At 29.7% G+C, this 21005-nt stretch carries 23 protein-coding genes; 13 read left to right on the forward strand and 10 right to left on the reverse strand.

What is annotated here, in order from left to right; all coding sequences use genetic code 11:
* Window positions 1-61: 61 nt before the first annotated feature.
* The 6 genes from EU98_RS09455 to EU98_RS06230 all read left to right on the forward strand — a co-directional run bounded on the left by EU98_RS09455 (window position 62) and on the right by EU98_RS06230 (window position 7254).
* The gene (locus tag EU98_RS09455) at window positions 62-424 is read left to right on the forward strand and encodes an STAS domain-containing protein (RefSeq protein WP_342665652.1); all 363 of its coding nucleotides are present in this window, start codon (window positions 62-64) and stop codon (window positions 422-424) included.
* On the forward strand, window positions 421-819 hold the full coding sequence (locus EU98_RS06250; protein ID WP_032515403.1) for a ribonuclease III domain-containing protein: 399 nt from the start codon (window positions 421-423) through the stop codon (window positions 817-819). The genes EU98_RS09455 and EU98_RS06250 overlap by 4 nt, the downstream gene beginning before the upstream one ends.
* 4 nt (window positions 820-823) lie before the next feature.
* Window positions 824-1831: a 23S rRNA (guanosine(2251)-2'-O)-methyltransferase RlmB gene (rlmB, locus tag EU98_RS06245; RefSeq protein ID WP_032515404.1), complete on the forward strand. Its 1008-nt coding sequence runs from the start codon at window positions 824-826 to the stop codon at window positions 1829-1831.
* Between the two features lie 146 nt (window positions 1832-1977).
* Window positions 1978-2193, forward strand: a complete 216-nt coding sequence (locus tag EU98_RS06240; protein WP_032515405.1) for a DUF1816 domain-containing protein — start codon at window positions 1978-1980, stop codon at window positions 2191-2193.
* A gap of 30 nt (window positions 2194-2223) precedes the next feature.
* Window positions 2224-3672 (forward strand): Asp-tRNA(Asn)/Glu-tRNA(Gln) amidotransferase subunit GatA, encoded by a 1449-nt coding sequence (gene gatA / locus EU98_RS06235; protein WP_032515406.1) that lies wholly within the window; start codon window positions 2224-2226, stop codon window positions 3670-3672.
* 84 nt (window positions 3673-3756) lie between these two features.
* On the forward strand, window positions 3757-7254 hold the full coding sequence (locus EU98_RS06230) for a DNA polymerase III subunit alpha (protein ID WP_032515407.1): 3498 nt from the start codon (window positions 3757-3759) through the stop codon (window positions 7252-7254).
* Between the two features lies 1 nt (window position 7255).
* On the opposite strand, the gene EU98_RS06225 is transcribed toward EU98_RS06230, so the two are convergent.
* From EU98_RS06225 to EU98_RS06205, 5 genes are read right to left on the reverse strand one after another with little or no spacing between them, the layout of a single operon-like run.
* On the reverse strand, window positions 7256-7705 hold the full coding sequence (locus EU98_RS06225) for a PAM68 family protein (protein ID WP_032515408.1): 450 nt from the start codon (window positions 7703-7705) through the stop codon (window positions 7256-7258).
* A 9-nt stretch (window positions 7706-7714) separates the two neighbouring features.
* Window positions 7715-7984: a 30S ribosomal protein S15 gene (rpsO, locus tag EU98_RS06220; RefSeq protein WP_032515409.1), complete on the reverse strand. Its 270-nt coding sequence runs from the start codon at window positions 7982-7984 to the stop codon at window positions 7715-7717.
* A 32-nt stretch (window positions 7985-8016) separates the two neighbouring features.
* Entirely contained in the window at window positions 8017-8694 is a 678-nt protein-coding gene (ruvA, locus tag EU98_RS06215) for a Holliday junction branch migration protein RuvA (RefSeq protein WP_032515410.1), read from the reverse strand.
* Window positions 8695-9048, reverse strand: coding sequence for a glycine zipper 2TM domain-containing protein (locus EU98_RS06210; RefSeq protein WP_032515411.1), 354 nt, complete (start codon window positions 9046-9048; stop codon window positions 8695-8697). It lies immediately after the preceding gene.
* 27 nt (window positions 9049-9075) lie between these two features.
* Complete coding sequence (locus EU98_RS06205; protein ID WP_032515412.1) at window positions 9076-9966, reverse strand: DMT family transporter; 891 nt, start codon at window positions 9964-9966, stop codon at window positions 9076-9078.
* Window positions 9967-10058: 92 nt separating this feature from the next.
* On the opposite strand from EU98_RS06205, the gene dnaG reads away from it, so the two are divergent.
* Window positions 10059-12092, forward strand: a complete 2034-nt coding sequence (gene dnaG / locus EU98_RS06200) for a DNA primase (protein ID WP_032515413.1) — start codon at window positions 10059-10061, stop codon at window positions 12090-12092.
* Window positions 12093-12108: 16 nt separating this feature from the next.
* Here dnaG and EU98_RS06195 read toward each other — a convergent pair whose 3' ends face one another.
* From EU98_RS06195 to EU98_RS06175, 5 genes are all read right to left on the reverse strand, one after another.
* Window positions 12109-12576, reverse strand: coding sequence for a hypothetical protein (locus tag EU98_RS06195; RefSeq protein WP_032515414.1), 468 nt, complete (start codon window positions 12574-12576; stop codon window positions 12109-12111).
* A gap of 10 nt (window positions 12577-12586) precedes the next feature.
* Complete coding sequence (locus EU98_RS06190; RefSeq protein ID WP_032515415.1) at window positions 12587-13873, reverse strand: Y-family DNA polymerase; 1287 nt, start codon at window positions 13871-13873, stop codon at window positions 12587-12589.
* Window positions 13870-14286: a LexA family protein gene (locus EU98_RS06185; RefSeq protein WP_032515416.1), complete on the reverse strand. Its 417-nt coding sequence runs from the start codon at window positions 14284-14286 to the stop codon at window positions 13870-13872. Before EU98_RS06185 ends, EU98_RS06190 begins: the two co-directional genes overlap by 4 nt.
* A gap of 97 nt (window positions 14287-14383) precedes the next feature.
* Window positions 14384-14800, reverse strand: a complete 417-nt coding sequence (locus EU98_RS06180; protein ID WP_032515417.1) for a 23S rRNA (pseudouridine(1915)-N(3))-methyltransferase RlmH — start codon at window positions 14798-14800, stop codon at window positions 14384-14386.
* A gap of 19 nt (window positions 14801-14819) precedes the next feature.
* The gene (locus EU98_RS06175) at window positions 14820-15131 is read right to left on the reverse strand and encodes a hypothetical protein (RefSeq protein WP_032515418.1); all 312 of its coding nucleotides are present in this window, start codon (window positions 15129-15131) and stop codon (window positions 14820-14822) included.
* A 56-nt stretch (window positions 15132-15187) separates the two neighbouring features.
* Here EU98_RS06175 and rsmA point away from each other — a divergent pair, with 56 nt between their 5' ends.
* From rsmA to secF, 6 genes are all read left to right on the forward strand, one after another.
* Complete coding sequence (gene rsmA, locus EU98_RS06170) at window positions 15188-16012, forward strand: 16S rRNA (adenine(1518)-N(6)/adenine(1519)-N(6))-dimethyltransferase RsmA (RefSeq protein ID WP_032515419.1); 825 nt, start codon at window positions 15188-15190, stop codon at window positions 16010-16012.
* A gap of 12 nt (window positions 16013-16024) precedes the next feature.
* Window positions 16025-16960, forward strand: a complete 936-nt coding sequence (gene ispE, locus EU98_RS06165) for a 4-(cytidine 5'-diphospho)-2-C-methyl-D-erythritol kinase (protein ID WP_032515420.1) — start codon at window positions 16025-16027, stop codon at window positions 16958-16960.
* A gap of 23 nt (window positions 16961-16983) precedes the next feature.
* The gene (locus EU98_RS06160; protein ID WP_052045503.1) at window positions 16984-17286 is read left to right on the forward strand and encodes a DUF3082 domain-containing protein; all 303 of its coding nucleotides are present in this window, start codon (window positions 16984-16986) and stop codon (window positions 17284-17286) included.
* A 179-nt stretch (window positions 17287-17465) separates the two neighbouring features.
* Window positions 17466-18449 carry a pyruvate dehydrogenase complex E1 component subunit beta gene (locus EU98_RS06155; RefSeq protein WP_032515422.1) on the forward strand — a complete coding sequence of 328 codons (984 nt, stop codon included), beginning with the start codon at window positions 17466-17468 and terminating at the stop codon, window positions 18447-18449.
* 3 nt (window positions 18450-18452) lie between these two features.
* Entirely contained in the window at window positions 18453-19922 is a 1470-nt protein-coding gene (gene secD / locus EU98_RS06150) for a protein translocase subunit SecD (protein WP_032515423.1), read from the forward strand.
* A 22-nt stretch (window positions 19923-19944) separates the two neighbouring features.
* Window positions 19945-20859, forward strand: coding sequence for a protein translocase subunit SecF (gene secF / locus EU98_RS06145; RefSeq protein WP_032515424.1), 915 nt, complete (start codon window positions 19945-19947; stop codon window positions 20857-20859).
* Window positions 20860-21005: the final 146 nt, after the last annotated feature.

The following is a 21005-nucleotide window of genomic DNA, read 5'->3' on the forward strand; positions in this document are numbered from 1 at the left end:
GTTGTTTTCTTTTGATTTGATAATTACATTTGATAAAATATTTTACTGGAGGTTTTAGATCATAGAAGATTTTCAGAAGTTAACGGTTTCTTTAAGAGGAAACCTTGAGTTTAAAACAAACATTATTGTTTTTACTTTTAAAGGCCAACTTGATGCCTTCTCAGAAAAACAATTTAAGACTTTTGTTACTAATAACTTAAAAAATGAGCTTCCTTTCGTTATTGATCTTACAAAAATAGATTTTTTAGACTCATCAGGTCTTGGAGCTCTTGTTCAAACTGCTAAAGAATGCAAAAAGTCGAAACTTGGTTTCTCTGTCGTTGGCAATTCCAGAGTGGCTCAAACAATTAAACTTGTTCGTTTAGGGGATTTTCTTAACTTGAAGGCAAGCCTTGAAGATGCATTAAATCATTTAAAGAATTGAATTATTGGATACAAAACTTGGTTCCTTATGGATCTCCCGAGGATATAGGTGTAATTCAACTTGCTTGGCTTGGAGATTCAGTATGGGAGCTTCATCAAAGATTAAGACATGTTCATTTCCCTTTAAAATCTAAAGATCTCCATTTATCTGTAGTAAACGAAGTAAAAGCAAAATCTCAGTCAAAATCATTAAGTCAAATTGAACATTTATTAAATTCAAATGAAATTGATCTAATTAGGCGTGCTAGAAATAAAACAAAGAGATATCCAAAATCTTCAGATCCTACTTTATATTCCAGAGCAACAGGTTTTGAAACTCTTATTGGCTGGCTTTTTCTAAAAGATCCTAAAAGATTAGCAACACTTTTTGAATATTTAGAATTAAATGTGAATTAAACCTATGAAAAACACTTCAAAAAAAAATTTTCCAGGAAAAAATAATAAAGAGTACAACAAAAAATCTGATATTGGTTATTACTCAAAAAATACAAAACGTTCTGAAAAAAATGAAAGAATTTTGAACAGTTCTGCTAAAAATAAAAATATTGAAAATTTAAATAAAAATGACAAAAATAATAAATTTTTATCTTTAAAAAATAGAAAGCCAAAATTTAAATCTAAGACAGAATTTCCTATTAAAAATGCTGAAATTAATCAAGAGTTTACTTACAAGAGAAATTTTGATGATTGGATATGGGGTAAACATTCGGTTTATGAGGCTCTTAATAGCGAAAGAGCGATTAATAGGATTTGGTGTACTTCGGAAATCTTTTCTTCAGACAAATTCTATCTTTTGCTTAAGGACCTTAAATCAAAAGGTGTCCTTATTGAAGAGGTTTCTTGGAACAGACTTTCCCAATTAACTTATGGTGCTTCTCATCAAGGCGTTGCATTGCAGTTAGCAAGTTCTAAAGCAATCTCTTTAGAACAATTAATTGATTTTTCTAAACACAACTGTACAAATCCTATAATACTCGCATTAGACGGTATAACTGATCCACATAATGTTGGTGCGATTATAAGATCAGCGGAAGCATTTGATTGCAAGGGCATCATTATTCCTCAGAGAAGATCTGCTGGACTGACGGGTACAGTCGCCAAGGTAGCTGCAGGAGCCCTAGAACACTTACAAGTAAGTAGAGTTGTTAACTTAAATAGAGCACTTGAGGAGCTTAAGAAAAATGGGTTTCTTGTAGTTGGCTTGTCTGGAGATGGGCAATTATCTCTCTCAAATTTTCTAGAAAAAGCCCCTTTGGTAGTTATAGTTGGCTCTGAAGATAAAGGGATTTCCTTGCTTACTCAAAAAAAATGTGATTATCTTTTAAGTATTCCCCTTAAAGGTAAGACTTCAAGTTTAAATGCCTCCGTGGCTGCCGCTATTTCATTATTTCACTTGACTAGTAAATAATTTATTTATTAAAAATCATTTATATTAAAAACTTCTAAATTGTTATTATTTCAATACATTTATATGATTGATTGAAATTTATTGAATTTTAACTACAAAATTGTATACAATTTAACAAGAATTGCTGGTCTAATTGGCCAATAAAATTGATTAGAAATTTTGGAAACAAACTCGGGTTAGCCTGGTGGGCTAAAGTTGAGACAGATCAACCTAGTTGTACTTACTGGTTCGGTCCATTTATTACTAAACGTAGTTTAAAAGAAAATATATCTTCTTTTATTAATGATCTTTCTGATGAAGGATCTAAAAATATTAAACATAGTTTGGTTCGCTGCAAAAAAGAAGAACCATTAACTGTTTGATAATTTTTAATTTAAGAAATAAACAAAGAAATGAATTTTAGTTCTTTAAGAAAGGAAATTATTAGCAATAATGCGTCTGTCAAAGAATTAGTTAATGATTTTCTTGCCAAAATTGATAATAAAGATCCTGAAATTAACTCATATATTTGTACTACAAAAGATAATGCGATCGCCCAAGCAGAGAAAATTGATAAATTAATTCAAAATAAAGAAAAATTGCCTCCTCTCGCTGGGATGCCAATAGCAATTAAAGATAATATTTGCACCAAAGGAGTTGTAACAACTTGTGCGAGTAAAATGCTCAAAAGCTTTGTTGCTCCTTATGAATCCACCGCTTCGAGTAAATTATGGTCTTCAGGAGGGGTCTGCTTAGGAAAAACAAATTTAGACGAATTTGCAATGGGTAGTTCAACGGAAACTTCTATATTTGGTGTCACTTCAAATCCTTGGGATATTAATAGAGTACCAGGAGGCAGTTCAGGCGGTAGTGCTGCTTCAGTTGCCGCTGGATTTTGTGCAGCGGCTATTGGCTCTGATACAGGAGGATCAATAAGACAACCAGCTTCTTTTTGTGGTGTCGTAGGTCTTAAACCTACTTATGGCAGAGTTAGCAGATGGGGGCTAGTAGCATTTGCTAGTTCTCTTGATCAAATTGGCCCAATTACAAATACTGTTTCAGATGCGGCTGAAATTCTTTATTCAATATCTGGTAAAGACCCCTTCGACTCAACATGTCTTGATAAGCCTGTACCAAATTATTTGACGGACTTAAATAAATCTATAAAAGGTTTAAAAATTGGAATCATTAAAGAATGTTTTGAACATCCAGGACTTAATTCAGAAGTTAAGGAATCTGTTCTTTCTGGAGTTGATAGATTCAAAGCTTTAGGGGCTGAAATTATCGAAGTTGAATGTCCTAGATTTAACGATGGCATTGCGACATATTATGTCATTGCTCCATCTGAAGCCTCTGCAAATTTAGCAAGATATGATGGAGTTAAATATGGCTACAGATCGAATGAAGGTTCAAATCTTATAGATATGACTTCAAAAAGTAGAGCTGAAGGTTTTGGAGATGAAGTACAAAGAAGAATCTTGATAGGCACTTATGCTTTGTCAGCTGGATACAGTGATGCCTATTACAAAAAAGCACAAAAAGTTAGGACTCTAATAAGAAAAGATTTTGATAATGCTTTTAAGAAAGTAGATATTTTATTAACTCCAACTTGCCCAACCACTGCTTTTTTGAAGGGAGATTTTGTCAATGATCCACTTTCAATGTATTTGTCTGATCTATTAACTGTTCCTGCCAATTTAGCAGGCCTCCCAGCAATAAGTATTCCTTGTGGTTTTGATACTAAAAGATTACCTATTGGGATGCAATTAATAGGCAATGTACTAGAAGAAAATAGAATATTAAATGCTGCAAATATTTTTGAAATTGATGCTCAGGTAATAAAGAGCAGACCTTTGTTCTAAATTTGTATTAATAATTAATTTGTAATCACAAAGTATAGATCTTTTAGAAATTTTCTCTATCTTATATATATAAATTATTTGAATATGGCTTTCGTTCCGCTTCATAATCATAGTGACTACAGCTTACTTGATGGTGCTAGTCAAATTTCAAAAATTGTTGATAGAGCTTCTGATCTTGGAATGGAATCTATTGCTCTTACTGATCATGGAGTTATGTATGGTGTTCTTGAATTGGTCAAGAAGTGTAAAGAGAAAGGTATAAAACCAATTATTGGTAATGAGATGTATGTGATTAATGGTTCTATTGATGACCCTCAACCAAAAAAAGAAAAAAGATATCATTTGGTGGTGTTAGCAAAAAATTATACTGGTTATAAGAATCTCGTGAAGTTGACAACAATTAGTCATCTAAATGGGATGAGAGGTCGAGGCATTTTTTCTAGACCATGTATTGATAAATCTCTTTTAAGAAAATATAGTGATGGTTTGATAGTTTCTACAGCTTGTCTTGGTGGAGAGATACCTCAGGCTATCTTAAAAGGTAGATTAGACGTTGCAGAGGATATAGCACTTTGGTATAAAAATTTATTTGCAGATGACTTTTATCTAGAAATACAAGATCACGGCTCTATTGAGGATAGAATTGTTAACGTTGAGTTAATAAAAATTGGGAAGAAGCACCAAATAAAAGTCATAGCTACCAACGACGCACACTACTTATCAAGTATGGATGTTGAAGCACATGACGCTTTGCTTTGTGTATTAACAGGAAAATTAATAAGTGATGAAAAAAGATTGAGATATACCGGTACAGAATATATTAAAAGTGAAAATGAAATGCTTGAACTTTTTAAAGATCATATTGACGATGAATCAATTTTTGAGGCGGTGAACAATACAGTAGAAATTTCTCAAAAAGTTGAAGTATTCGATTTGTTTGGTAATTATAGAATGCCAAAATTCCCTCTTAGCGAAGATACAGATTCATTCTCTTTCCTTACACAATTATCTAATGAAGGCCTTTTAAAAAGACTTAAAAAGAATGATATTACAGAAGTAGATGAGAACTATAAAAAAAGACTATCTTCCGAATTAAAAATTATTAAGGATATGGGCTTTCCAGATTATTTTTTGGTTGTTTGGGACTACATCAAATTTGCTAGAGATAACTCTATCCCTGTAGGACCAGGTAGAGGTTCTGCTGCAGGCTCATTAGTAGCTTATGCTCTTCAAATTACTAATATAGACCCTGTTGAACATGGTTTGTTGTTTGAGAGATTTTTAAATCCAGCAAGAAAGTCAATGCCAGATATTGACACCGACTTTTGTATTGACAGGAGAAATGAAGTTATAGATTATGTTACTAATCGTTATGGAGAGGATAAAGTTGCGCAAATAATTACATTCAATAAGATGACCTCTAAGGCGGTTTTAAAAGATGTTGCAAGGGTTTTAGATATACCATATGGAGAGGCGGATAAATTGGCTAAGTTAATACCTGTTGTAAGAGGGAAACCTTATAAATTAAATGAAATGATTGATAAGAATTCTCCTAGCCATGAATTTAGAGACAAATATATTAACGATAATAGGGTGAAAAAATGGATTGATTTGGCTTTGAGAATTGAAGGAACTAATAAAACATATGGAGTACATGCTGCTGGAGTTGTTATAGCATCAGATCCCCTTGACGAACTTGTCCCTCTTCAAAGAAATAATGAAGGACAAATAATAACCCAATATTCTATGGACGATATCGAATCACTTGGATTATTGAAAATGGATTTCTTGGGTCTAAAGAATCTTACGATGATTGAAAAGACAGTTTCTCTTATTAATCAATCTACTGGAATGAAAATAAACATTGATGATTTACCACAAAATGATGGTAAAACCTTTGAGCTTATCGGGAGGGGAGATCTTGAAGGTATTTTTCAACTTGAATCTTCCGGTATGAAACAGGTCGTTAAGGATTTCAAGCCTAACTCTCTTGAGGATATTTCGTCCATACTTGCTCTTTATAGACCTGGTCCTCTAGACGCAGGCCTTATACCTAAATTTATAAATCGAAAAAATGGGAACGAAAAGATTGATTTTCCTCATCCTTTTATAAAGTCAATTCTCACTGAAACTTATGGAATTATGGTTTACCAAGAACAAATCATGAAAATTGCTCAAGACCTAGCCGGTTATTCTCTTGGGGATGCTGATTTACTTCGAAGAGCGATGGGGAAAAAGAAAGTTTCTGAAATGGTAAAGCATAGGAATATTTTTGTAGATGGTTCGATGAAGAAAGGTGTAAATGAAAAATTAGCAAATGATCTTTTTGATCAGATGGTTTTATTCGCAGAATATTGTTTTAACAAAAGTCATTCAACTGCTTATGGCGCCGTAACTTATCAAACTGCATTTTTAAAAGCCCATTTTCCTGTTGCATATATGGCAGCCCTTTTAAGCGTAAATTCCGGCTCTAGCGATAAGATGCAAAGATATATTTCTAATTGTTATTCTATGGGAATAGAAGTTATTTCACCGAGCATTAATTTTTCTGGGGTTGATTTCACCATAAAGAACAATCAGATTTTATTCGGTTTATCTGCAATTAAGAATTTAGGAGATTCTGCAATAAGAAATATAATTGAGAACCGAAATAGCTCGGGAACCTTTAAGTCATTATCAGATTTGTGCGACCGTTTGCCTTCTAATATTCTTAACAAAAGAAGTCTTGAATCTCTAATTCATTGTGGAGCATTAGATGAGTTTTCAAATGATAATAATAGAGCTCAGTTATTATCAGATCTTGAACATGTTATTGAGTGGGCCTCTTCAAGAAATCGTGATAGACTATCAGGCCAAGGAAATCTATTTGACTCTAAAGAAGAATTTTCTAATGTTGCTTTTTCAGATTCACAATTAGCTAAGGTTGATGATTATTCACTTATTGAGAAGTTAAAGTTAGAAAAGCAGCTATTAGGCTTTTATTTATCTGATCATCCTCTAAAGCATTTAACTAAGCCAGCAAAACTTGTATCACCTATAAGCATTTCTCAATTAGAAGAAACAAAAGATAGAACCAAAGTATCTTTAGTTGGAATGATCCCTGATTTGAAACAAATTACAACGAGAAAAGGAGATAGGATGGCTATAGTTCAGTTAGAAGATCTTTCTGGAAGTTGCGAAGCAATAGTTTTTCCAAAAACCTATTTAAAATTATCAGAATTTCTTTTGACTGATACTAGATTATTGGTTTGGGGAACAATAGATAAAAAAAGTGATAAGACTCAGTTAATAATTGATGATTGTAGAGAAATAGATAACCTTAAATTACTTATCATCAATCTTGAAAGTTCACAAGCATCAGATGTAAGAGTGCAAAATATCTTGAGAAACTGTTTAACTAAATTTAAACCAGATAAAGAAAGATGTGGAATCAAGATTCCAGTTTTAGCAGCAGTGAGAAATAAAAATAGTGTTACCTACGTTAAATTTGGAGAACAATTCTGCATTGGAGATATTCAAGGAGTATGCAAATCATTAGAAGATAAATCATTCAAAGTTAATTTGAAATCTTTAGTTTCCTAGATTAACTTTTATCCTCGAAATTTTGAGTTGCAGGTTTGAATGCTGCTTTTGCACGTTGTATGTTCATTGGAATATTTTCAATACCAAAGAAAGATCCAGGCTCTTTGTCCCAACTAGCTGATAATATTCCAAAACTCAATCCTGCTAGACCTAATAAAAAAAACAATGCTGAAATTGCAATTGTTGATGAAGGAGGTATTTCAGCAATATTTCTGGTAACTATAATATAGCTAACAACAAAAACTGACATCCCTAATATTGTGGGAATTCCTGCCGTAAAAAATATTCTTCTTGCCATTCTATCAGCAACATATTTTGGTATCCCAGTTGATGATCTTTTTGGGGCAGTTTCAGTACTTGATGCTTTTTCTAGATTAGCAAACGCAGTTTTCTCAGGATAATTTTTTTTCTTTTTAAATGGAGTCTTTTTTTTAGATTGCTTTTTTTTCATTAATTGAAATCATCCTCTGATTCCAATTTTCTTTACTAGTTCTTGATATTTCTGAAGGTTTTTGTCTTTTATGAAAGAAAGTAATCTTTTCCTTTTACCAATCATTTTTAATAATCCTTGCCTTGAAGCGAAATCATGAATGTTTCCTTGGAGGTGGTCACTTAATTTCGATATTCTTTTTGAAAGCAGTGCTACTTGAACTTCGGCTGAACCTGTATCAGTTGGATGTACTTGATGAGTCTCAATAAGATTCTGTTTTTCGGCTGTATCTAATGACATAAATTTTATTTCTTTCACTCTATGATACTACGTCAGCTAGCTATATTACTATTTTCCTTATCTAGATAATTCATAGCTAATTTCAATAAATTTTCAAATGATAAATTATTTTCTTTTTTTGCAATGAAATCTACTTCATTAATAATAATTGGCAAAATAGTACTGATTTCTTTATTTTTGTAATTTAATGATTGAAGAGTTAATTGAAGATCTTCGATCATTTTATTAATTTCTGGATCCTTAATCTCAAATTCATCTATTGCTTTTTCTTCTTCAAATTGTATTTCACTTTTAAATTTATTTTTTAGTTCTAAAATTAACCGATCACTCATTTTTTGTCCTATACCAGGAACGGAACAAATTAATTTTTTGTTTTGTGTCTTTATTGCATTGATAATTTCACTAATAGAGAACTTATTTAATATCCCCATACCGATTTGAGAACCAACACCTCGGATACTTAAAATTTCAATAAAGAAATTCTTTTGTTCCTTTGATGTAAAGCCAAATAATAAATCTGAATCTTCTTTCTTAATATGTTTTAACCAAAGAGTAATTTTTTTATTAGATGTCTGATTTTTATTTAATTTGAGAAAAAAGGATTCTAATATTTGTATTTCGTATCCTAATCCTTGACAATTTATTAAAACAAAAAACTTTTGATTAGTTTGCCATAATTCAACCAATTCTCCATTTATCCAACTAATCAATTAACCACCATCCACCTGACAACCAATAAGTGCTCCTGCTGTACCGCCAGCAGGGACTGCCCAAAACCTATCTTTCCCCCTAGAAGAAGATAGTGCTATTCCAGCACCAAGAAGTCCTCCTATAACAGAACCTTCACTACAGTCATTATCATCTTTTTCAGCTTTATTTTGACCTCCACAAGGTATTACAACGTCCACCTCATAACTTTTTACGTAGCCTGGATTTGATTTGGTTCCAGGAATGTATTCCTCTCTGTATTCAGTTCTTGTGCAAGTTACTGACTTTGGGGTTGTTGCGTTAACTTGAACAATAGGAGAAAAACAAAATAATAAAGCTAAATAGATAAATTTCACTTTTTTTTTTATTTTAATAATTACATTCTATGTCCTTTTGATTATTTTGGTAGTAGATATAATAGTTCCTAATAATACTAGTGAAGCCCCTAATAAAAAATTTATATTTATTATTTCACTAAAAAACAAAACCCCCCAAATTGACCCGAATAAAACTTGCAAATAGTTAATTGTTGATGCTTCAGAAGCAGGTAAATTTTTTAATCCTACAGTTAAAAAAGTCTGACCTAATTGAGTAAATAAGCCAATGCCAACTATCCAAAATAATTCATTCCAAGTTGGGGTAACCCAGTTCATTAATACAATTGGTAATAAAGTTATAAAAGAAACAAGTGGGAAATATTCAATAATTACATAAACATCTTCAGTAAATGAAAGTTTCTTAACTGTAACGTAAGCCAATGCAGTGCAGATTGCCCCAAGAAAAGCTATCGAAATCGAAACATTTTCAATTTCAACGTTTATATTTGATAATTGACTTGGATTTAATATTACTAATATTCCAATCCACCCAATAACTAAAGCAAAAATTATATTCCGAGTTATCTTTTCGTTTATAAATATGCCAGCGAATATAGATATAAAGATAGGGTATGTGTACTGAATGACAGTAGATATACTAAGGGGCATATTTCTTATCGCATAAAAAATGCAAACTAAAGCTAAAGTTCCTAAAACACCTCTTAAGATAAGTAATGGTCTATTGTTGCCCCAAGGATTTATATTTTTTAGATTAATTATTAATAATGTAATAATTAAACTTAACAATGATCTGAATAAAACTAATTCATAAATAGGTATCCTTTTATCAATATTTTTTACGCATAAAGTCATCAAACTAAAGAAGAACGAAGCAAATACCAAATTAAACTTATTCAATGAATAAAATTTTTTTTCTAATTCTGCGATATTTATCATTTAAAAATAGTTTTATTGTGAAATTAAGTAGATTCTTATTTGATTTTGACCTATAACAAATAAATCATTATTTGTTTTTGATAAAAATCTCAATGGTTCATTCTATACACCCAAGAACTATTCAAGAGGTTAAGGAAAAAGCAGATATCGTTGACGTTATATCTGAACATATTGTTCTTAAGAAGAAAGGCAAGGAATTTGTTGGAATTTGTCCTTTTCATGATGATACTAAGCCATCTATGACAGTATCACCAACTAAACAGTTCTATTACTGTTTTTCTTGTGGTGCAGGTGGAAACTCTATTAAATTTTTAATGGAATTTACTCGTGCAAATTTTTCAGATGTTGTACTTTCTCTCGCTAAAAAAAATAATATTAATGTTGAAAATCTTGATGGTCCCCAAGTAGAAGCTTACAAAAAACAATTATCTAGAAAGGAAGAGCTTTATAAAATATTAAGAGTCACTAAAAATTGGTTTAAGTCTCAATTAAATAATTCTCTTGGTTTTGAAGCCATGAAATATTTAACATCTAAAAGAAACTTGAGTAATAAGATTATTGATAACTTTGAATTAGGTTTTGCCCCAAATTCATGGAATGATTTATTTAATTATCTTTACAAGGTAGAAAAATTCCCCATTAATTTAATATTAGCTTCAGGCCTTGCAATTTCTAAAGATAATTCTGACAAGATTTATGATCGTTTTAGAAATAGATTAATGGTTCCAATACATGATATGCAGGGAAGAGTAGTTGCCTTTGGAGGAAGATCTCTTGATGGTCAGGAACCCAAATATCTTAATTCTCCTGAATCAGAGATTTTTGAAAAGGGAAAAATGTTGTTTGCCTTTGAAAAAGCTTCTAGTGATATTAGAAAAAGAGATAAAGCTATTATTGTGGAAGGCTACTTTGATGTTATTTCTCTTCATTCAAAAGGTATAACTAATTCTGTGGCTTCTCTCGGTACCGCATTAAATAAGTATCAAATTTCTCAACTTTGTAGATGTACAGATAATAAAAATATAATTTTGAATTTTGATTCCGATAATGCAGGAATTTTAGCTACAAAAAGAGTAATTAAAGAAGTTGAGACCCTATCTCTTCATGATCAAATTAATCTTAAAATACTTCAACTAAGTCATTTTAAAGATCCTGACGAATATTTGAATAGTCATAAACCTGAAGATTATTTTAATTTAATTGATAATTCATCCTTTTGGATTGATTGGGAGATTGATCAGATCTTTAAAGATCAAGATTTAACTAAGTCTGAAATTTTCCAAAGTGTTATTTCTTCATTGGTAAAATTGTTGAGTAAATTACCTCAGTCAACAACCAGAACTCATTATTTACAAAAAGTTTCCGAACAATTAAGTAAGGGACAAGCTAGGTTGGCAATACAATTTGAACAAGATTTAAGAAATCAAGTAAAGGGATTTCGTTGGCATGGTAGAGCAAAAAAATTTGAACAACCAAATGAAATTTCCCGACGGGAGAAAAATGAATCGGAAATAATTTTTTATTATTTACATTGTCCAGATCTTAGGCTATTTATTCGTGATGAATTTATCAAAAGAGAAATCAATGGTTTTAATACTATTTATATTCAAAGTCTATGGGCCGCTATTTCAAAAATTGAACAAAATAATTTAGGTTTAAATTACTTAAATGATTTGAAACAATCAAATAGTCAAAATCTTCAAAATGATTTTTCTTCTATTAACTTAATTTCACTTCTGCCTGACTACTTGGCTCTCAATAATCCTGAATCATCAAATAAAATTAATATTTTTATTAATCCAAATGAGTTGTTTTTAACATTGCTGAGTAATCCTAAGGAAAATTTACTAGGAACATTATCACTTCTTGAGAAATATAATTCTCTAAAAAGATGTAGACACCTGATAGAATCTTGGGGATCTCAAAGATTAAAAACTTTAGAAAATTGCATATCTATTTTAATTGATAATCCTTCTTCAGGTTCTTCTAATACAAATAAAGAGATAGATGATCTTTTTAAGGATTTAAACTCAGATGCCATTAAATTTCAGGAATTATATTACCTAGAAAGACAACATATAAATTTCCTAGACAAACAACGTTGTGGCAATTTCCTCGCTAGTTAATATAAAAATTTTTAATTTATAGGCAGTATTTTTTAATCAAGTTTTTAACTTTTTTGGGTTTATCTTCAAGAACATAAGCTTCTACTTCTTTCGCATAAGTCCCAGAAAAATTTGAACTAGAGAACTCTAATGCTTTTCTTTTACTTTGATGCAATTTGCTTTCTAATTTTTTTATATCCTCTATTGTTTTATTGTTATTACATTTTTGTATCGCATGAACTGCTTCGTGTCTTAATGCTTTTCTTATCGCCCTTTCTGTTTTGAAGTTATCTTTATTTGGTTGTTGATTCTTATTCCTATAATTTGTTTTTCTTTTTGCATTTTCAGTACATATTATTATTTTATTTTCTTTAAAATTATGTAACCCTTTTATTTCTTTGTTTAATAGACATTCAATTTTATTTTCTTCAACTATGTAGCTTGCTTTCATTAATAAGTTAAGAATATCTTTATCTAATTGGCTCAAAAATAATATAAATTCCATTCTATTTTGTTTACTTCACTATAGTTGGGATTTGTTCTATATCAGTTGTAGATGAGTGACTTAAGAAATTCTTATTCATCTTCCAACTTTGTGGATTTTTTGTAATGGCCCATGTAATTGCATTGTTATTAAATCTTTTATTTAATAAATCAATCGTTTTCATAAGATTTGTTGATTTTTTTAAGACTTTCTGAGATTTGTAATTGATAACTGATTGCTGTAAATATTCGCTATTTGTTAAATCCTGCATTAAAACACCAGCTTTTGAGAATTTATATTCGGGATTATAAATTTCTTTAGATAATTCAACTACTATTTTTAAAATATTGTTTGTGTCATCTGTTGCATTTGTAAGTTTTCTATGAGCACTTCTTTGATAATTTTGACTTGAATATTTACTGGTTCTAGCAAATACTCTAATATTAGATGATTGTAAATTCTGACTTCTCATTTTTTCAGAGGCTTTTATTGCGTGAGTTGCCAATGCTTGAGTTAAGTCTTCTAATTTTGTGATAGGCGTGCCGAAACTCCTGCTCACCTGAATTTCTTTTTTTGATTTCTTGTTTTTTTCTATGGGCAGGCATCTATGGCCTTTCAGTTCTAATTGCAGTCTTTTCCCTACGATGCCTAATTTCTTAATGATTTCATTTTCCTCCATATCTCTTAGTTCTCTCGCATTTTTAATACCTTTACTTTGTAACCACTTAGAGGTTTGCTTCCCGACTCCCCATATCTTATCTATACTAATTCTTTTCAAATAATTATTCTCATTTTCGGTTCTAGCTAAATCAAATATTCCAGCTGAATAATCAATATTTTTAGCTAGTTTATTAGCAATTTTTGCTCTTACTTTATTTTCTCCTATTCCTACTGTTATGGTAATCCCTAGATTCTGATATATTAATGATCTTATGCTTCTTGCCCAAGGATATAGATTTTCATCATTAGGTCTAGAAATCGAGACGAATGCTTCGTCAATGGAATAAATTTCTATCTGTTCACAGTAGTTTTTCAGTAAATTCATTAGTCTTCTGCTCATATCCCCATAAAGCGAGTAGTTTGAGCTTAAGACTGCTACATCTAATTTATTTAGTCTTTGTTTGACCTTAAAATACGGAGTTCCCATTTTAATTTTTAAAGCTCGCGCTTCAGGGCTTCTTGCAATGATACATCCGTCATTATTAGATAAAATTACTACTGGTTTATTTCTCAAATGAGGATTAATATTTTGTTCACATGACGCGTAAAAATTATTAGCATCTATAAGAGCTATTGCATCAATATTTGAAATTATCATAAATAGCTATGTATTGAATAAATAACAACTCCCCATATCTGTACATCAATATGGTTTTTAAATCTAAAATCAGGATAATTATGATTTTCTGCTTTTAAATATAGTTCATTATTTTTTATAGATAATTTTTTTATTGTAAATTCTCCGTCTATCATTGCAATGATGATATTCCCTGGTCTGGCTGTTAAGCTCTTGTCTACTATTATTAAATCTTTATCTTTAATTCCTGCATTTATCATTGAGTCACCTTTAACTCTAAGAAAAAAAGTGCTAAAAGGATTAGATATTAAATGTTCGTTTAAATCAATATTTTCTTCTGTATAGTCATCTGCAGGAGAAGGAAACCCTGCTGATACCGAATCAGCTAATAAGGGGATTTTAGATATTTTAGTAGTTGAATCAAAAGAATCCAAGATTAAATTAATAGTATATATGTACTATATAGCAAAAAATTAAAAATAGTTAGTTATTAAACTTTTATAGATTAATTTTAGATTGAATCTAATCTTTTTAAGAACGATGGTAAGGGGAGTTGTTTGATATAGAAATAGCTCTATAGATTTGCTCGATCAGGATTAATCTAGCTAATTCATGAGGAAAAGTTAAAGGAGAAAGGCTTAGAACAAGATCTGATTTTTCTTTTATATCTGAACTCACTCCATCAGTATCACCGATTAAGAAATTAATTTTCTTATTCTTAAAATTCAAAAGTAAGGAACATAGTTCAACTGAATTAAACTGTTTTCCTTCTTCACTTAGGCAGATAATAATATTGTTATTGGATCTAAGATTATTTAAATTAAAAGTCTTTAACTCATTAATGATAAGTTCAGGCATTCTTTTTTTGTATTGATTAATTCCATCTCTAATCCAAAGTTTCTTTATTTTGCCGATAGCATAAATTGCTAATCTATTACTCTGAATCATAAGTAAATATTAAAACTAATTATTCATCAAGAAGATAATTAAATTCATCATATAGTTCCTCTTCGGTTGTTAATTTTTTGGAAAAATTATCTTTTTTAGAATTCATATTCATTTGATTAATCTCACTTTTTCTTAGTGAATTATTAACGTTAGAAGTCTCTTCTAAAGATTCTGAATTATCAATTAACGAATAAAAAATTTTATTGGGATCTTCTGAATTAAGTGGATTGGAGGTTAATTTATCATTATTAGTTATATTTGTGTAATTATTTAAATTTTTCTTTTTTTTAAATTTATTGAGTTTATCTAAATTTTTTTTTGATAAGCTCATGATATAAAATATTAAATAAATTCATATTTAATTTAAACATATTATTTATCTTTTAGATGAATTCTAAAAACTATCATCAAAAAAAAAGATATGGACAACACTGGTTGGTAAATAAAAAAATATTAGAAAAAATTAAAGAAATTGCTGTTCTTAATGAAAATGACTTTATTTTAGAAATTGGTCCTGGTAAAGGAGCTTTAACATCTAAATTGTTAGATTCAGAAATTAAAAAATTACATGCAATTGAATTAGATAAAGATTTAATAAATTTATTAAATGATAAATTCAATAATAATGATAAGTTTTCACTGCAGCAGGGAGATATTCTTTCTGTAAATTTAGATTCGATTAGTAAGAAGATTACAAAAGTGATTGCAAATATTCCTTACAATATAACTGGCCCAATATTGGATATTTTCATAGGTCGATTGGGCATTATAAGAAACTATAATTACGAAAAAATAATTTTTTTAATGCAGAAAGACGTTGTAGATAGGATTTTGTCAAAAGAAGGTAGTCCCAATGCTGGTGCGCTTAGTATAAGAATGCAACTTTTATCAAAAATAAAAAGAATATGTGATGTGCCGCCCTCATCATTTAGTCCGCCTCCAAAAGTTTTTTCTTCTTTAGTAGTTTTCGAACCAATTAAAAATGAATTAAGATTAGATAATAGTCTAGAAAAATATATAGATAAACTTCTTCGAATTTCATTTAATTCAAGAAGAAAAATGCTTAGAAATACCCTTAATTCAATACTTTCAAATGAAGAGATAAATGAATTATCTGAATCTTCAAAAATTTGTTTTAATTTAAGACCACAAGATATTTCAATTGACCAATGGATTAAGCTTGCAGAAAATTGTATTAAAATTAAAAAATAAAAATTTAAGTATATGCAAGATTTAGCTAAAAAGAAAATTAATATAAAATCTCCTGCCAAAATAAATTTGCACCTTGAAGTTATTGGTAAAAGAGAGGATGGATTTCATGAGTTAGCAATGATTATGCAAAATATCGATCTTGCTGATTATTTAGAATTTGAAATTAATAATGAAGGTTTAATTAAACTTGAGTCTGATTGTAATTATTTAAGCTTATCTGATGATAACTTAATTGTTAAATCGGCAAATCTATTAAGGAAAAAATCAAATATAGATTACGGTGCGAATATATTTTTAAGAAAAAATATCCCAATTGGCGCAGGATTAGCTGGTGGATCCAGTAATGCAGCAGCAACATTAATTGGTCTTAATAATTTATGGGATTTGAAATTAGATCAAGAAACTTTATATTCATTAGCAACAACTTTAGGATCTGATATTCCCTTTTTTATAAATGGTGGTATTCAATTATGTTTTGGAAGAGGCGAAATTTTGGAGAAATTAGATTCAACCCTTGAATATGGAGCAATTCTTTTAAAAAATCCCGATGTATCAGTATCAACTGCTGAAACTTATAAAAAATATAGTAATAGATTTTGTGCTCAATATCTTACTGATAGAGAAAAGATTGAGAATATAAGAAAAAATTTAAGAGATAATGGTTTAAATAATTTAAATTTTGATAATCAATATTTATCTATTAAAAATGATTTGCAGTTAGTTGTTGAAAATGAAAATGACTCTGTAAAGCAGGCATTATATTTACTCTCTAAATTAGAAAATTGTCTCACATTTTCAATGAGTGGATCAGGCCCTACATGCTTTGCACTTTTTAAAGATATAGAGACTGCTAAAAAAGAATTAACTGCAAATTATAAATTGTTTAGAAATAAAGGTTACGATGCCTGGGTTTGCACTTTCCTTGAAAAGGGAATAACATTCATTTAAATTTTTTTTATTCAAATTTTATTGTGGCTGATAATAGTAATGAGATTATTGAAAAAAAAATTCCCGAAAAAGGACCATTAAATTTTATTGTAGGATCATTAACAAGTTTTCTATTATTTTTATTTTTTTATTTTTTAAGTAATAAAATCGCAATTTATTTTTCAGTACATAAACCATCTAATTCTTCTGAAATAGTCCAAAATATTTCTTCTAGTATTAATACCTTAATAATTGGATTATCTTTTTTGCTAACTTTCTCATTTGCTTTTATAGGTATAGGACTTTTTATTGTATTTATTCGCAGTTTTTTTCTGAAGAAAAATTGAATTGCCAATATTATTAAGAAAATACTTTCTTTGAATGTCTTTACATGACTTAGGCCTTTTAGTTCTTTTACTTTCGCCTGGAATGATTTTATCAATATTACTACTCATTACCTTCGCTGAAGGAGGTTGAATTATTCAAAGTGGTAGGATTATATATGTGATTAATTAGGTAATTAATTGTGGCTGGAACATTATTATTTAATGCTTTGAAAGAGGCAATTGATGAAGAAATGGCAAATGATGTAAATGTTTGCGTTATGGGGGAAGATGTTGGTCAATATGGAGGATCTTATAAGGTAACTAAGGATTTATATGAAAAATATGGAGAGTTAAGAGTCTTAGATACTCCAATTGCAGAGAATAGTTTTACGGGTATGGCAGTTGGTGCAGCAATGACAGGCTTAAGACCAATAGTAGAAGGAATGAATATGGGTTTTTTGCTTTTGGCTTTTAATCAGATATCAAATAATATGGGTATGCTTAGATATACTAGTGGCGGCAATTATAAAATACCAGCAGTAGTTCGAGGACCTGGAGGAGTTGGTCGTCAACTTGGTGCTGAGCACAGTCAAAGACTTGAAGCATATTTTCATGCAGTTCCTGGCATCAAGATTGTTGCATGTAGTACACCCACAAATGCTAAAGGTTTAATGAAAGCAGCTATAAGAGATGATAATCCGGTTCTATTTTTCGAACATGTTCTTCTATACAATTTATCTGAAGAATTACCTGAGGGTGATTATATTTGTGCTTTAGATCAGGCTGACGTTGTTAAAGAAGGAAAAGATATTACTTTATTGACTTATTCAAGAATGAGACATCACTGCCTTAAAGCTGTTGAAGAATTAGAAAAAAAAGGAATAGATGTTGAGTTAATAGATTTAATAAGTTTAAAACCATTTGATATGAAAACCATCTCAAAATCAATAAGAAAAACAAATAAAGTAATTATTGTTGAAGAATGTATGAAGACTGGAGGTATTGGTGCAGAATTAATTGCTTTGATAACAGAAGAATGTTTTGATGACCTTGATGCCCGACCAATTAGATTATCTAGTCAGGATATTCCTACTCCTTATAATGGAAATCTTGAGAACTTGACAATAATCCAACCACATCAAATAGTTGAAAAAGTTGAACACTTAATTAGTTGGAGTATATAGAAAATGAAAAGAAGGCAAGGTTGGCTTTTTTTTATTATATTTCTACTTACTTTATCTGTTTATCTATTAATAAATTATCCCTTACAGTTGGGATTGGATTTACAAGGGGGTTCTCAACTTACACTACAAATTATTAAAGAAGAAGGTAAGGTAACAAGGGATGAACTTGAAGCAGTTAATTCGGTTATAGATAAGCGCGTTAACAATTTAGGAGTTTCTGAGTCTAATTTGCAAACCCTCGGAAGAGATCAATTAATTTTAGAGTTGCCAGGTGAACAAAATCCATTAGTTGCTTCAAGGGTATTAGGTAAGACTGCTTTATTAGAATTCAGAACCCAAAAAGAAGGATCATCTACAGATTTAAAAACCCTGCAACTTCAGAGATTGAGTATTAAAGAATTAATAGAACAATATTCCTTTGCAGAAAAAAGTCAAAATGATGATAATTTCTTAAAAGTTATTCAAGATGATCTTAAAGATATAGAGCGAGAATTGAATTACTCATCTACTAGTAATGATTTATATGGGAAGTTAATTGAAATCAAAAAATATGTAGATAAAGAAATTACAAATTTATTTATTAAAACAGATTTATCTGGTAAGGATCTTATTAATGCAGGAAGGAGACAAGAACAAACAAATAGTAATTGGGAAGTTTTATTAACTTTTAGTAATTCAGGAGGTGATAAGTTCGCAGAAATTACAAAGTCAATTGCTGGTACTAATCAACTATTGGCTATCATTTTAGATGGTGAATCAATAAGTGAAGCCAGTGTTGGTAATCAGTTTGCTAGTACTGGAATTACAGGTGGATCAGCAACAATAAGCGGTAATTTTAGTGCTGAAAATGCTAGAGAATTAGAAGTTCAACTTAAAGGAGGCTCATTGCCATTGCCAATTGAAATAGTAGAAACTAACACAATAGGGGCTCTGTTGGGATCCAAAAATATTTTAAAAAGTCTTTATGCAGCTATTAGTGGGTTAATTTTTGTTGGTATTTTTATGATTTTGAATTATAGAATTCTAGGTTTTGTTTCAGTTCTTTCTCTAGTACTTTATGGTTTTTTTAACTTGGCTCTATATTCTTTAATTCCTGTAACTTTGACTTTACCTGGAATATCTGGTCTTATACTTAGCATTGGTATGGCAGTTGATGCAAACGTTTTAATATTTGAGAGAATTAGAGAAGAATTATATGAAGGTAATACTCTTACAAGATCTATTGATAGCGGTTTTCAAAGAGCTAATTCATCTATAGTTGATGGCCATATTACAACTCTTCTAAGTTGTTTTGTATTGTTTTTATTAGGAACAAATTTTGTTAAAGGTTTTGCAGCAACATTAGGTATTGGAGTCTTAATAAGCTTGTTTACCTCATTAAATTGTTCTAAAACTATCTTGAGATTTTTTATAACATATCAATCTTTCAGACAAAAAAATCTCTATCTACCCAGGAATAATTTTTCACAATAAATTTTTTATTTTTAAATTTCCCATGAAATTCAATCTTGAACTAATAAAAAATAAAAGAAAGATAATTGGTTTTTCAACTATTCTTATTTTGTTAAGTCTTTTAGGAATTTTATATTCTACTTTTAATACTTCTTATAAGAAACCTATAAATTTAGGGATGGATTTTGTTGGGGGAAATGAACTAAGAATAGAGAGAATTTGTAAGGAGGAATGTTCTAATTTTTCTCCTGATTCGGTTTTAGAAAATCTAAGAGAGAACTCTAAAAATAAAAACTTATTAAATAACATTAAATTACAATCCCAAAATAATAATAAATTGATTTCAATAAGAACACCTTATTTGAGTATCGAAGAATCAAATAATCTTATTAGTAATCTTGACAATATTATTGGACCTCTTAATTATGAGAGTAAGGATTCAAGATTAATAGGTCCAAAGCTTGGAAAAAGATTACTTACTAATAGTGTTACTTCATTGTTAGTTTCTTTATTTGCAATTTCTTTATATATAACTATTAGATTTGATAAAAAATATGCATTATTTGCATTATTAGCTTTATTCCATGATTTATTAATTGTTTTCGGTATATTCTCTTGGTTGGGAATTATATTATCTGTCGAGGTAAATAGTTTATTTGCTGTGTCCTTGCTTACTATTGCTGGTTATTCAGTAAATGATACTGTTGTTATTTTTGATAGAATTCGTGAAAATTTAAAATCAAAGAAAGAAGGCTATAACGAAACTATACAATTGTCAGTAAACGAATCATTTAGGAGAACAACGTTTACCAGTATTACAACTCTAATCCCTTTATTAAGCATAATTTTGTTTGGATCTTATTCGCTATTTTGGTTTTCCTTAGCCTTATCATTAGGAATTATAGTTGGAAGTTATTCAAGTATTTTATTGGCTCCATCTTTGTTGCTTAAAGACTGAGATTAGGAATCAAATTTTATGAAATTGAATTACTATTTGATAATTTTATTTTCTTTAGTATTAATAGATCTTTCTACTGAGCTAAGAATATTATTTGATCATTTTACTTTTAATTCACTATATTTTGCTATTGGTAAACATCCCTT

This window comes from Prochlorococcus marinus str. MIT 9314, from assembly GCF_000760035.1.
GTDB lineage: Bacteria > Cyanobacteriota > Cyanobacteriia > PCC-6307 > Cyanobiaceae > Prochlorococcus_A > Prochlorococcus_A marinus_B.

What these genes read in the sequence shown, in the direction of transcription:
- EU98_RS06225 (WP_032515408.1), bottom strand. Translation starts at nt 7,705, where the DNA reads ATGAAAAAAAAGCAATCTAAAAAAAAGACTCCATTTAAAAAGAAAAAA.
- ispE (WP_032515420.1), top strand. Translation starts at nt 16,025, where the DNA reads ATGCAAGATTTAGCTAAAAAGAAAATTAATATAAAATCTCCTGCCAAA.
- rlmB (WP_032515404.1), top strand. Translation starts at nt 824, where the DNA reads ATGAAAAACACTTCAAAAAAAAATTTTCCAGGAAAAAATAATAAAGAG.
- gatA (WP_032515406.1), top strand. Translation starts at nt 2,224, where the DNA reads ATGAATTTTAGTTCTTTAAGAAAGGAAATTATTAGCAATAATGCGTCT.
- EU98_RS06180 (WP_032515417.1), bottom strand. Translation starts at nt 14,800, where the DNA reads ATGATTCAGAGTAATAGATTAGCAATTTATGCTATCGGCAAAATAAAG.
- EU98_RS06195 (WP_032515414.1), bottom strand. Translation starts at nt 12,576, where the DNA reads ATGGAATTTATATTATTTTTGAGCCAATTAGATAAAGATATTCTTAAC.
- rsmA (WP_032515419.1), top strand. Translation starts at nt 15,188, where the DNA reads ATGAATTCTAAAAACTATCATCAAAAAAAAAGATATGGACAACACTGG.
- EU98_RS06190 (WP_032515415.1), bottom strand. Translation starts at nt 13,873, where the DNA reads ATGATAATTTCAAATATTGATGCAATAGCTCTTATAGATGCTAATAAT.
- dnaG (WP_032515413.1), top strand. Translation starts at nt 10,059, where the DNA reads ATGGTTCATTCTATACACCCAAGAACTATTCAAGAGGTTAAGGAAAAA.
- EU98_RS06175 (WP_032515418.1), bottom strand. Translation starts at nt 15,131, where the DNA reads ATGAGCTTATCAAAAAAAAATTTAGATAAACTCAATAAATTTAAAAAA.
- secD (WP_032515423.1), top strand. Translation starts at nt 18,453, where the DNA reads ATGAAAAGAAGGCAAGGTTGGCTTTTTTTTATTATATTTCTACTTACT.
- secF (WP_032515424.1), top strand. Translation starts at nt 19,945, where the DNA reads ATGAAATTCAATCTTGAACTAATAAAAAATAAAAGAAAGATAATTGGT.
- EU98_RS06205 (WP_032515412.1), bottom strand. Translation starts at nt 9,966, where the DNA reads ATGATAAATATCGCAGAATTAGAAAAAAAATTTTATTCATTGAATAAG.
- EU98_RS06230 (WP_032515407.1), top strand. Translation starts at nt 3,757, where the DNA reads ATGGCTTTCGTTCCGCTTCATAATCATAGTGACTACAGCTTACTTGAT.
- rpsO (WP_032515409.1), bottom strand. Translation starts at nt 7,984, where the DNA reads ATGTCATTAGATACAGCCGAAAAACAGAATCTTATTGAGACTCATCAA.